Annotated in this window: 8 protein-coding genes and 1 pseudogene; 8 read left to right on the top strand and 1 reads right to left on the bottom strand. The window is 73.4% G+C overall.

Annotated elements, in window-relative coordinates:
- Positions 1-44 precede the first annotated feature (44 nt).
- Positions 45-1518, bottom strand: a pseudogene (locus ACWD0A_RS30365) (amino acid permease).
- A gap of 501 nt (positions 1519-2019) precedes the next feature.
- On the opposite strand from ACWD0A_RS30365, the gene ACWD0A_RS30360 reads away from it, so the two are divergent.
- The 8 genes from ACWD0A_RS30360 (at position 2020) to ACWD0A_RS30325 (ending at position 11830) form a co-directional block, all read left to right on the top strand.
- A complete protein-coding gene (locus ACWD0A_RS30360) occupies positions 2020-3492 on the top strand; it encodes an NAD-binding protein (RefSeq protein WP_451303278.1) in 1473 nt (490 codons plus the stop codon).
- 630 nt (positions 3493-4122) lie between these two features.
- Entirely contained in the window at positions 4123-5085 is a 963-nt protein-coding gene (locus ACWD0A_RS30355; protein WP_451303276.1) for a UDP-glucuronic acid decarboxylase family protein, read from the top strand.
- A gap of 75 nt (positions 5086-5160) precedes the next feature.
- A complete protein-coding gene (locus ACWD0A_RS30350; protein WP_451303274.1) occupies positions 5161-6825 on the top strand; it encodes a carbamoyltransferase family protein in 1665 nt (554 codons plus the stop codon).
- Positions 6822-7895 carry a glycosyltransferase family 2 protein gene (locus tag ACWD0A_RS30345; RefSeq protein ID WP_451303272.1) on the top strand — a complete coding sequence of 358 codons (1074 nt, stop codon included), beginning with the start codon at positions 6822-6824 and terminating at the stop codon, positions 7893-7895. The genes ACWD0A_RS30350 and ACWD0A_RS30345 overlap by 4 nt, the downstream gene beginning before the upstream one ends.
- Positions 7892-8545 carry a D-glycero-alpha-D-manno-heptose-1,7-bisphosphate 7-phosphatase gene (locus ACWD0A_RS30340; protein ID WP_451303270.1) on the top strand — a complete coding sequence of 218 codons (654 nt, stop codon included), beginning with the start codon at positions 7892-7894 and terminating at the stop codon, positions 8543-8545. The genes ACWD0A_RS30345 and ACWD0A_RS30340 overlap by 4 nt, the downstream gene beginning before the upstream one ends.
- Positions 8542-9627 carry a glycosyltransferase family 9 protein gene (locus ACWD0A_RS30335; RefSeq protein WP_451303268.1) on the top strand — a complete coding sequence of 362 codons (1086 nt, stop codon included), beginning with the start codon at positions 8542-8544 and terminating at the stop codon, positions 9625-9627. The genes ACWD0A_RS30340 and ACWD0A_RS30335 overlap by 4 nt, the downstream gene beginning before the upstream one ends.
- Positions 9624-10589, top strand: a complete 966-nt coding sequence (locus ACWD0A_RS30330; RefSeq protein ID WP_451303266.1) for a glycosyltransferase — start codon at positions 9624-9626, stop codon at positions 10587-10589. Before ACWD0A_RS30335 ends, ACWD0A_RS30330 begins: the two co-directional genes overlap by 4 nt.
- Positions 10586-11830, top strand: coding sequence for a glycosyltransferase (locus ACWD0A_RS30325; protein ID WP_451303264.1), 1245 nt, complete (start codon positions 10586-10588; stop codon positions 11828-11830). The genes ACWD0A_RS30330 and ACWD0A_RS30325 overlap by 4 nt, the downstream gene beginning before the upstream one ends.
- The last annotated feature ends 111 nt before the right edge of the window (positions 11831-11941 follow it).

The raw sequence follows: 11941 nt of genomic DNA, 5'->3' as shown, positions 1-11941 counted from the left end.
GCACGTCCCTGGCACGTGCGGCGGCGTTGCTGAACATGAGGGCATCACCTTCGGTCGGAGAACGGTCCGTCGTCGCCAACTGCAGGGCGTGGCAGCCGGGTCCTGTCCCGGACCACGCCGATGCCCACGACGAACGCGGCGGCCAGGAGGGACAGCACGACCTGCCGGCGACCGGAGTCGTCGAACAGCATGTAGACGAGCACGAACGAGATCATGGCGATGGTGGCCCAGGTCAGATAGGGGAAGAGCCACATCCGGACGACGAGCCTGTCCGGGACCTCGCGCAGGATGATGCCGCGCATCCGCAGCTGGGTGAAGCAGATGACCAGCCAGACGAACAGGGCGACGGCACCGGAGGCGTTGAGCAGGAACTCGAAGACGGTGTCCGGCCACTTGTAGTTGAAGAACACGGCGAGGAAGCCGAAGGCGACCGAGGAGAGGATGGCGGCCATCGGCACGCCGCGCGCGTTGGTGCGGGCGAAGGACCCGGGGGCGTCACCGCGCTGTCCGAGGGAGAAGGCCATGCGGGAGGCGGTGTAGAGGCCGGAGTTGAGACAGGACAGCACGGCGGTCAGGATGATCACGTTCATGATCTTGCCGGCGTGCGGGATGCCGATGGAGTCGAGGGCCGCGACGTACGAGCCGTCCTCCACGATCGACTTGTCGTTCCACGGCAGCAGTGTGACCACGACGAAGATCGAGCCCAGGTAGAAGACGGCGACACGCCAGATCACGCTGTTGGTGGCCTTGGAGACAGCGCGCTGGGGGTCGGCGGACTCGCCCGCGGCCAGAGTCACGATCTCGCTGCCCATGAACGAGAAGACGACCATCAGGATGCCGGTGAGGATGGCGCCGTAGCCGTTGGGGAAGAAGCCCCCGGCGTCGGTGAGGTGGGCCAGACCGGCACCGGGGTTGTCCGAACCGGGCAGCAGTCCGAACACGGCGAGACCGCCGACGACCACGAACGCCCCGATCGCGACGACCTTGATGCCCGCGAAACCAGAACTCGAACTCGCCGTAGGAGCCGACGGAGACGAGGTTGGTGGCCGTCAGGACGACCATGACGATCAGCGCCCAGCCCCATTGCGGGACGGCGGGCACCCAGCCTTCGAGGATCTCGGCGGCGATGGTGGCCTCGACGGCGAGGACCACGACCCAGAAGAACCAGTACAGCCACCCGATCGAGAAGCCCGCCCAGCGGCCGAGTGCCCGGTCCGCGTAGGCGGAGAAGGATCCGGAGCTGGGGTCGGCCGCGGCCATCTCGCCCAGCATCCGCATCACGAGGACGACCATCAGGCCCACGAGGGCGTACGACACGAGGATGGCCGGTCCGGCGGCGGCGATGCCCTGGCCCGAGCCGGCGAACAGGCCCGCTCCGATCACGCCGCCGATGGCGATCATGGACAGGTGGCGGTTCTTGAGACCGGCCTTCAGACCGTCAGGGGACGCATGGTGCCGTCCGTCCCCGGGATCGCCGCCTGCCGCGGTGGCGGTCGTGGTCGTCGGTTGCGCGCTCATGGGGTTCCTCGACTTTCGCAGGACTGAAGGAGGTGCGTGAAGCAGGCGGATCGGCGGGCCGGCACGGGGAGAGGACGGCACACGCACACCACACGGAGGGGCCGCAGGCTCCCGAGGCTCTGCGGCGGGCTGTCACGGCGCTTCTGCGCTCACAGCCGGAACTGCCGGTTCGGCGGTCCGGATCGTAGGCACAGGTTTGGCCGGACGGCCAGGGCACGGGAGGGATTTCCCGTTACGGGAAGCGAAACGGTCCCCGCTTTGTGCATCTGTCTGACCTGGGCGGATGAGCGTGTGACATTTGTCTGTGGTGCCGCCTGCGGGCCCCTCCTACCTTCGGGAGACACCGAACGACGCGTCAGGGCGACCCCCGCGCTCGTCCTTCGCCTTGCGGCGCCTCTATCGGAGGTCGCTCCCCGCCCTGTACCGGGGCCGCCCCTCGGCGTACTGCCGCAACGCGATCGGCTGGTCCGTGCGGCTGTCCCTGCGACCTCGACGGGATCGATGACTGCAACCACCGCCTCCGAACCCTTCCGCACCGGTGACTTCACGGAGCGGCGCACACTCCACACGGCCGGATCCCCGCTTCCCGAGAGCGGTGAACCGGGTCGGCGTTTCGTCGTGATCGGCAGCGACGTGGCGCGCAAGGTGTGCGGCTCCCTGCAAGCGGCCGGACACGACGTGCACCATCTCACCCAGCCCACGGACGAGGATCTCCGTCGAGCCCTGAAGGAGGAAGTGGCGGGTGTGGCGATCCTGCTCGACGACGACGTCGAGTCCCTGCGCTACGCACTCGCCGTCGAACACATCCGTCCCCGCGTCATGCTGGTGGTCACCGTCTTCGACCGGACCGTCGCCGAGCAACTCGTGCGCGTGGTCCCCAACTGCGAGGTGACCTCACCGGCCGATGTCGCGTCGCCGGTTCTGCTGGCAGCCTGCCTCCAGCCCGAGCTCCTCGCCCTCAACCGCACGCCCTCCGGCCATGCCGGTGCGCACTGGGCGGGGGAGGGCGTACGGCTCGAGCCGTACCGGCCGCCGCGGTCGCTGAGGTACCGGGCGCGGCTGGGCAAGATCCGGGGCCAACTGCGGCCCCACGACGGCAGTTCACGCATCATGCTGACCGGCCTCGCCGGCCTGCTCGCCGTCCTGCTGTCGGACTGGGCCTGGTTGGTGGCCCTGCACCACCGCCCGCCCGTCGAGGCGCTCTTCGAGGCGACGCGCACGGTGTCCACCGTCGGGCCCGTGTCGGTGCACGGCGAGGACGTCGCGTACCCGGTGTTCGCGATCGTCGCGATGCTCGTCACCATGGTGTTCACCGCCGTCTTCACCGCGGGCATGATCGACCGCCTGCTCGCCCCGCGCTCCGTCGGCATCGTGGGGCCGCGGGCGCTGCCGCGCGCGGGCCACGTCGTCGTCGTGGGCCTCGGGCAGGTGGGGCTGCGGCTGTGCACCCGGCTGCAGGCCCTCGGCATCGGTGTGATCGCGGTCGAGCGGGACCCGGAGGCTCCCAACCTGCGTCTGGCCAGGGCGATGGGCCTGCCCGTCGTCGTCGCCGACGCGAAGGACAGGTTCGTCCTGCGCAGGCTCGGCCTGCACAAGGCGCAGGCGATGGCGGCGGTGGCGTCGGACGACCTGGACAACATCGCGGTGAGCGTGGCGGCGTTGGCGGTCGCGCCCGAGCTGCGGGTCGTGATGCGCGCGGGCGACCACGAGGCGATCGCGGAGACCCGTTCGCTGTTCAAGATCGGCATCGTCCACGACCTCGGCAGCCTGAGCGCCGCGTACACGACCGCGAGCCTGACCGGGCTCCGCCCCCGAGGAGTGCTGGCCCACGACGGGAGGCTCCTGGTGGAACGCGGGGACGGTCGCTTCACGCCCTGGCCGCACCCGGGCCGCTGCGACCACCCCCAGGACCACCGTGCCCGGTGGCCTGGCGCGTCCCCGCCGCCGGATCGCGGGCCCGACGCCGACGGCTGAAGTCACCCCGCGCGGGTTCCGCCTCGTTGCGGCGAGGCCGCTCTTGAGGGGTGCTGTGCGCCGGGGGTGTGCTCGTTGCGGGCTCCGGGCGCGGGAGGTGCGGTCGCCGCCTGCTGGGCGGGCGGGCCCAAGCGCGGGAGCGTGGCCGACACGGCTGAGTCGCCCCGCGCGGGTTCCGCCTCGTTGCGGCGAGGCCGCTCTTGAGGGGCGCTGTGCGCCGGGGGTGCGCTCGTTGCGGGCTCCGGGCGAGGGATCGCGGGCCCGACGCCGACGGTTGAGTGGCCCCACGCGGGTCGGGCCCGTTTGGCCCGCCACAGCCGGCGTTCTGCCAGGCGGGCGGACCGGGGCCACCTTTCGTGGACAGCCGACGGCAGTAGCGCACGATCGGCAGGCCGTGACCAAGCCTGTGACCGGCCACAACACAGGGACGGACCTGCGTAAACCAACTCTTCGTCCCGCATTCCTTCACGCACCGTCATTCATCCGAATGCCTCGCCGCCGTGCCGTCCGCGGCGTCGCCCGGCAGGGTGATCGCAGGTCTCGTGACCGGCCCCCCGCCGGTCGGGGCCCCGCGCCGGTCGGCGCCGACGACGGCCCAGGCGATCGCCGCCCATGCCAGAGGAGACGGACATGACCAACGCTTTCTCGCCCCCCTGGGAGCACGCCGTCGTCACCGGCGGCGCGGGGTTCGTCGGTTCGCACCTGTGCACGGCGCTGCTGGAGGCAGGCACTGCCGTCACGTGCGTGGACGACTTCAGCACCGGACGGCCCGAGAACATATCCGAGCTCCGCGACCGCCCCGGATTCACACTGGTGGAGGCCAACGTCTCGGAGCCGCTCACCGTCGACCGGCCGCCCGACCTCGTACTGCACTTCGCGTCGCCGGCGTCCCCAGCGGACTACTTGCGTCTGCCCCTGCACACGCTGGAGGCCGGCAGCCTCGGTACCCGCAACGCCCTCGCTCTCGCCCGCGGCAGCGGCGCACGGTTCGTCCTCGCCTCCACCTCCGAGGTCTACGGCGACCCCCAGCAGCACCCGCAGAACGAGCGGTACTGGGGCAACGTCAACCCCGTCGGCCCGCGCAGCGTGTACGACGAGGCCAAACGCTTCGGCGAGGCGCTCACCACCGCCGAGTACGACGCCCACGGCGTCGACACCGCGATCGTGCGGCTCTTCAACACCTACGGCCCCCGCATGCGCGGCTACGATGGGCGCGCGGTGCCGACCTTCGTCCGGCAGGCGCTCACGGGTCAGCCCCTGACCGTGACCGGCGACGGGCTCCAGACCCGCTCGCTGTGCTACATCGACGACACCGTGCGCGGCATCCTGGCGGCGGCCGCCCACGGGATGCGCGGCCCCGTCAACATCGGCAACCCCGCCGAGATCACCATGCTCGAACTGGCCCGTCTGGTCATCGAGCTGGCGGACTCGACCTCGGAGATCCGCTTCATCGAACGACCGACGGACGATCCCGCCGTGCGCTGCCCGGACATCACCCTCGCCCGCGACAAGCTCCAGTGGGAGCCGCGCGTCGCCGCCGAGGAGGGTCTGCGGCGCACCATCGCCTGGTTCCGCGCCCACACGGACAGTTGATCCGGCCGAGCCCTCCGGCCGCCTCCCCACCGCGCGGCCGGCTCCGCCCCGATCCGCCGAAAGGCCTGGCACTCCATGCGCATTCTTGGAATCAACGCTCTCTTCCACGACCCCGCCGCCGCCCTCGTCATCGACGGCCGATGCGTGGCCGCCGCGGAGGAGGAACGTTTCTCCCGGCGTAAGCACGGCAAGCGACCGGTGCCGTTCTCGGCCTGGGAACTCCCGGAGAAGGCCGCCGCCTGGTGCCTCAAGAGGGCCGGACTGCGCCCCCAGGACCTCGACGCCGTGGCGTACTCCTTCGACCCCGCCCTCGCCCGGCCCGCGGACGCCATGGGCCTGGACGACCCCTGGGACCACCTCAGGCTGACCTACGCCCGCCAGGCACCGGGGTTCCTCGCGGAGGCGCTGCCCGGACTCGATCCGCAGGCAGTGCGATTCGTCCCGCACCACATGGCGCACGCCGCGTCGAGCGCCTTCGCCGCGCCCGGTGCCGAGACGTCCTCGGTGCTGGTCCTCGACGGCCGCGGCGAGCGGGCCTCGCACCTGGCGGCGCACCGCGTGGGCGACCGCATCGAGGCCCTGCACGCACAGGAGCTGCCGCACTCCCTGGGCCTGGTCTACGAGGAACTCACCGAACACCTCGGATTCCTGCGCTCCTCCGACGAGTTCAAGGTGATGGCACTCGCCTCGCACGGCACCCCCCGCATGCTGCCCGAACTGCGCCGGTACGTGTACCCCACCGGTGACGGAGGCTTTCACGCCACGGCCGTCCCCTGGTCCCAACTGTGCGCGCCGCGAGGCCCGGACGAGCCCTGGACCCAGGACCACGCCGACGTCGCGGCCGGCGCGCAGGCCGTCCTGGAGGAGACCCTCCTCGACCTCGTGCGCTGGCTGCACGGACGCACGCACGACAGCGTCCTCACCCTCGCCGGCGGCGTCGCGCTCAACTGCGTGGCGAACTCCCGGATCGCCCGCGAGGGCCCCTTCTCCCGCGTATGGGTGCAGCCCGCCGCCGGCGACGCGGGCACCGCGCTCGGGGGCGCCCTGCTCCTCGCGGCCGGACAGGGCGACGATCCGCAGCCCATGACCGGTGCGGACCTCGGCAGGGACTGGTCGGACGCGGAACTGGGCGCCTGGCTCAAGACGGCGGCCGTTGCTTTCGAGCGGCCCGCGGACATCGCCGCGACCGTCGCCCGGGCACTCGCCGACAACGCGATCGTGGCCTGGTTCCAAGGGCGTTCGGAGTACGGCCCCAGGGCTCTGGGCCACCGCTCGCTGCTGGCCCACCCCGGGCACGCGGGGAACCTGGAACGGCTCAACGACGTCAAGGGCAGGGAGCAGTTCCGGCCGGTCGCGCCCATGGTGCTCGCCGACCGCGCAGCCGACATCTTCGACGGCCCGCTGCCCAGCCCCTACATGCTGTTCGTCCACGACGTGGCGGACGCCTGGAGGGAACGGATCCCGGCCGTCGTGCACGTCGACGGCACCGCCCGTATCCAGACCGTCGATCCCGCGAGCGAGCCGCTGGTCGCCCGCATGCTCGGCGAGTTCGAGCGGCTCACAGGCCTTCCCGTGGTGGTCAACACCAGCCTGAACACGGCCGGCAGGCCCATGGTGGACGACCCGCGCGACGCCCTGGAGTGCTTCGGCTCCGCACCGGTCGACCTGCTGGCCATCGGGCCGTACGCGATCCGGCGCGCCGGTCTCTTCCAGAGCACCGACGAGGGGGCCATGCGATGACCGCCTCCGGACCGCGGTCGTCCGAGACCGCCTACGCCGTGGTCGTCCCGACCATCGGACGCCCCAGCCTGAACGTCTGCCTGCGCGCGCTGGCGGACGCCTCAGGACCGAAACCGGCACGGGTGGTCCTCGTCGACGACCGGCCGGCCGCCGGCGCCACGCCTCTCCTGGTCGAGATACCCGCCGCCCTGCAGCCCGTGACCACCGTCGTCCCCGGCCGCGCGCGCGGGCCCGCCGCTGCCCGCAACACGGGGCGCCAGGCGGCCGGTCCCGTGCCCTGGATCGTCTTCCTCGACGACGACGTGGTGCCCGGGCCCACCTGGGGCGAGGACCTCACGCGCGACCTCGCGGCCACGACGTACCGGACCGCGGGGGTCGCGGCCCGCATCACCGTGCCGCTCCCCGCGGACCGCCGGCCCACGGACTGGGAGCGCAACACCGCGGGTCTGGCCACCGCCCGGTGGATCACCGCCGACATGGCGTACCGCAGGGAAGCCCTGGACGCCGTCGGCGGGTTCGACGAACGGTTCCGCCGCGCCTTCCGCGAGGACGCGGATCTGGCCCTGCGGGTCCTCGCCGCGGGCTGGACGCTGAACACCGGCACCCGCGGCACCACGCACCCCGTCCGCCCGGCCGACCGGTGGGTGTCCGTACGCCTCCAGGCGGGCAACGCGGACGACGTGCTGATGAACCGGCTGCACGGTCCCGACTGGTGGAGCCGCGCGGACGCCCCGCGCGGACGCCTGCCCCGCCACCTCGCCGTCACGGCCGCCGCCGTGGCCGCCCTGTCGTGCGCGGCACTGCGGCGGCCCGCGGCGGCCGCTGGCTGCGCCGCCGCCTGGCTGGCCGGCACCGCCGAACTGGCCGCGGCACGCGTCGCGCCGGGCCCGCGGACCCGCCACGAGATCCTCACCATGGCGCTGACCAGCGTCCTCATTCCCCCCGCCGCCACCTGGCACTGGCTGCGCGGCCAGGTGAGGCACCGCGCCACACCGCCGTTCGACCCGGTGGCCACGACGAGGCCGCCGCGCGCTCCGCGCGAGGCGTTCCGGCAGCGGGTGCTGCCATGACCTCGCCCTCCACGGTGCGCCCCCGGCGGCCCGCGACCGGTCCCTGGCTCTTCTACGGACCAAGGGGCGCACGCCCGCACACCCCCGCGTCACGGCGGGGTACGGGTGCTCACGGCCCCCTTCCGCAGGCCGTCCTCTTCGACCGGGACGGCACGCTCATCGCCGACGTCCCCTACAACGGCGATCCCGCGCGGGTGACACCCATGCCGGCCGCTACGGAAGCCGTCGCCGCCCTGCGCTCGCTGGGAATCCCGGTCGGCGTCGTCAGCAACCAGTCGGGCGTCGCCCGGGGCGTGCTGACGCGGCGCCAGGTCGAGTCGGTACGGCAGCGCGTCGACGCCCTCTTCGGCCCCTTCGCCGTCTGGGCCGTCTGCCCCCACGGACCGGACGACGGCTGCGGCTGCCGCAAACCGGCGCCGGGCCTCGTGCTCGCCGCCTGCGAACGGCTCGGAGCGACCCCCGAACGCACCGTCGTCATCGGGGACATCGGCTCGGACATCGCGGCCGCCCGCGCGGCAGGCGCGCGCGGTGTGCTGGTGCCGACCCCGGCGACGCGGCCCGAGGAGATCACCGCCGCCGGGGAGACGGCCACCGACCTGATCGACGCCGTCCGCCTGGTGCTGGCCCGTTCACGGGGTGGCCGCCGATGACGGCCCCCCGGACCCTCGTCGTCCGCCTGGACAGCGCCGGCGACGTCCTCCTCGCCGGACCCGCCGTGCGCGCGGTGGCGGCGGGCTCCTCGCACACCGCCCTGCTGTGCGGGCCGCACGGCGAGCAGGCCGCGCGGCTCCTGCCCGGCGTGGACGAGGTCCTCGTGTACGACGCGCCCTGGGTCGGGCTGGAACCGGCGCCCGTCTCGCACGAGGAGACACGCGCCCTGCTGACGGCCCTGTCCGCCGGCCGCTACGACCGCGCCCTCGTACTCGTCTCCTACCACCAGAGCCCGCTGCCCGTCGCCCTCCTGCTGAAGCTCGGCGGTGTCCGCTGGACCGCGGCCGACAGCGAGGACTACCCCGGCTCCCTGCTGGACCTGCGCCACCACCGGCTGTCCCGCCGTCACGAGGCCGAGGCCGCCCTCGACCTGGCCCGGGACGCCGGGTTCCCCCTGCCCCCTTCGGACTCCGGGGCGCTGCGCGTCTGCGACCCGCCGGACACCACCCACCTCACGGGACCGGAGCCGTACGTCGTGCTGCACCCCGGGGCGGCGGTACCGGCCCGGTCGTGGAGTGCCGGGCGGGCGGCCCGTGCCGTGGCCGCGCTCACCGCCGCGGGACACCGCGTCGTCGTCACCGGCGGCACCGGGGAGAAGGTCCTCACCGCCCGCGTCGCCGGCGACCACGCCCTCGACCTCGGCGGTGCCACCGACCTCCCTCACCTCGCGGGCGTCCTCGCGCGGGCGAGCGTCGCCGTGGTCGGCAACACCGGGCCCGCGCACCTCGCCGCCGCCGTGGGGACCGCGGTCGCCTGCCTGTTCGCGCCGGTGGTCCCGGCCGAGCGCTGGCGTCCCTACGGCGTTCCGCACGTGCTGCTCGGCGACCAGCACGCGCCGTGCGCGGGCAGCAGAGCCCGCCGCTGCCCGGTCCCCGGCCACCCCTGCCTCGACGCCGTCACCGACAGCGCGGTGCTCGACGCCGTCACCGCGCTCGGCGGCGGCCCGGACACCGGAGCCGCTCCGGCCCGAGCGGCCGTCCCGGGCCGGGCATCCGGAACCGAACGAGGAGCGAGCGTATGAACATCCTGCTGTGGCACGTTCACGGATCCTGGACGACCGCCTTCGTCCAGGGCCCCCACACGTACCTCGTTCCCGTCACACCACGCCGCGACCCGGACGGTCTCGGCCGCGCCCGCACCTTCTCCTGGCCCGACTCGGTCCGGGAGGTGACGCCGGAGGAGCTGGGCGGGACACAGGTCGACCTCGTCCTCCTCCAGCGCCCGCACGAGAGGGACCTCGCCGAACGCTGGCTCGGCGGACGCCGCCCCGGCCGCGATGTGCCCGCCGTCTACCTCGAGCACAACGCGCCCGACGGGAACGTCCCCGACACACGGCACCCCTTCGCCGACCGCGACGACCTGACGCTCGTCCACGTCACCCACTTCAACCGGCTGTTCTGGGACAACGGCTCCACCCGCACCCACGTCGTCGAACACGGCATCGTCGACCCGGGGCACCAGTACACCGGGAACCTGGCCCGCGCGGCCGTCGTCGTCAACGAGCCGGTCCGGCGCGGCCGGTACACCGGTACGGACCTGCTGCCGGCCCTGGCGGACGCGGCCCCCCTCGACGTCTTCGGCATGCGTACCGAGGGCCTCGCCGCACACCTCGGCCTCCCCGCCGACCGGTGCCGCACGGCCGATCTGCCGCAGCAGGAGCTGCACACCGCCCTCGCGGAGCGCCGGCTGTATCTGCACCCGGTGCGCTGGACCTCCCTGGGACTGTCCCTGCTGGAGGCCATGCACCTGGGCATGCCCGTCGTGGCCCTCGCCACCACCGAAGCGGTGGAGGCGATCCCGCCCGGCGCGGGCACGCTGTCCACCCGGCCCGAGGTCCTGGCGCGGGCCGCCCGCCGCTACCTGGCCGAACCGGAAGCCGCGGCCGAGGACGGCGCGCGCGCCCGCCAGGCAGCCCTCGAACGGTACGGGCTCAAACGCTTCCTGACCGACTGGGAGCGTCTGATCACGGAGGTGCGCTCATGACATCCCTCGGCCCTCTCCCCGTCGGCACACTGTCCATCGCGCTCGTCTCCGAACACGCGAGCCCGCTCGCCACCCTGGGTGGCGTCGACGCGGGCGGACAGAACGTGCATGTCGCGCGCCTCGCCTGCGCACTCGCCGACCGGGGCCACAGCGTCACCGTCTACACCCGCCGGGACGCCCCCGACCTCCCGCAGCGCGTCCGGCTGCGCGACGGCGTCGAGGTGCACCATGTGCACGCGGGACCTCAGGAGAAGATCCCCAAGGACGAACTCCTGCCGCACATGCTGGCGTTCAGCCGCCACCTCGTCCGCGAGTGGCAGGCGCGCCCGCCCGACCTCGTGCACTCGCACTTCTGGATGTCCGGCCTCGCCTGCCTGGAGGCGGTCGCGGATCTCCGGATCCCGCTGCTGCAGACGTACCACGCGCTCGGCACGGTGAAGCTGCGTCACCAGAGGCAGTTCGACACCAGCCCGCCGGCGCGCATCGCCTGCGAGAAGGAAGTGGGCCTGGCGTGCGACCGGGTGGTGGCCACCTGCCGCGACGAGGTCGTCGAACTCGGCAGGATGGGCATCCCGGCCCACCGGATCAGCGTCGTTCCGTGCGGCGTCGACACCGATCAGTTCACGCCGCACGGGCCGGTCGCCGACCGGGGCCCGTACCGCCACCGGCTGCTGCATCTCGGCCGCCTCGTGCCGCGCAAGGGCGCGGCGGTCTCCATCGCCGCCCTCAGCCGGCTGCCCGGGGCCGAACTCGTCGTGGTCGGCGGCCCTCCGGCGGACCGGCTCGACGACGACCCGGAGGTCCGCCGGCTGCGCCACATCGCGCAGTCGGAGGGAGTCGCCGACCAGGTCACGTTCACGGGCGGAGTCCCCCCGGAGGAGGTCGCACCGCTGCTGCGGAGCGCCGACGTGGTGCTCTGCCCCGCGGACTACGAACCGTTCGGCATCGTGCCCCTGGAGGCGATGGCCTGCGGCAAGCCGGTCGTCGCCAGCGCGGTGGGCGGCCACCTCGACACCGTCGCCGACCCGGCCACCGGCCGTCTCGTACCGCCCGGCTCGCCCGACGCCCTCGCCCACGCCACGGCCGAACTCCTCGCGGACACCGCCCTGCGGGAGGCGTGCGGGGCGGCAGGCCGCCGCCGTGTGCTCAGCCGCTACGGCTGGCCCAGGATCGCGGCAGCCACCGAGACGGTGTACGCAACGGTGCTCGCCGCCCGCTACGCCGTCACGCGAGCGACCTGAGAGGCGGACAGGAGCGACCTGAGACGCACGCCATGCGAAGACTCGCGCAGCACCGACGCCCGAAGGAGGTGCGGGTCAGGCCGTCGTCCCGTACGACGCGCCGCCCCCGAC

This window comes from Streptomyces sp. NPDC002867, assembly GCF_053591895.1.
Note: the sequence above shows the minus strand (reverse complement) of the source record. Positions and strands in the feature narration are given on the sequence as shown.

What these genes read in the sequence shown, in the direction of transcription:
- ACWD0A_RS30350 (WP_451303274.1), top strand. Translation starts at nt 5,161, where the DNA reads ATGCGCATTCTTGGAATCAACGCTCTCTTCCACGACCCCGCCGCCGCC.
- ACWD0A_RS30335 (WP_451303268.1), top strand. Translation starts at nt 8,542, where the DNA reads ATGACGGCCCCCCGGACCCTCGTCGTCCGCCTGGACAGCGCCGGCGAC.
- ACWD0A_RS30355 (WP_451303276.1), top strand. Translation starts at nt 4,123, where the DNA reads ATGACCAACGCTTTCTCGCCCCCCTGGGAGCACGCCGTCGTCACCGGC.
- ACWD0A_RS30330 (WP_451303266.1), top strand. Translation starts at nt 9,624, where the DNA reads ATGAACATCCTGCTGTGGCACGTTCACGGATCCTGGACGACCGCCTTC.
- ACWD0A_RS30360 (WP_451303278.1), top strand. Translation starts at nt 2,020, where the DNA reads ATGACTGCAACCACCGCCTCCGAACCCTTCCGCACCGGTGACTTCACG.
- ACWD0A_RS30340 (WP_451303270.1), top strand. Translation starts at nt 7,892, where the DNA reads ATGACCTCGCCCTCCACGGTGCGCCCCCGGCGGCCCGCGACCGGTCCC.
- ACWD0A_RS30325 (WP_451303264.1), top strand. Translation starts at nt 10,586, where the DNA reads ATGACATCCCTCGGCCCTCTCCCCGTCGGCACACTGTCCATCGCGCTC.
- ACWD0A_RS30345 (WP_451303272.1), top strand. Translation starts at nt 6,822, where the DNA reads ATGACCGCCTCCGGACCGCGGTCGTCCGAGACCGCCTACGCCGTGGTC.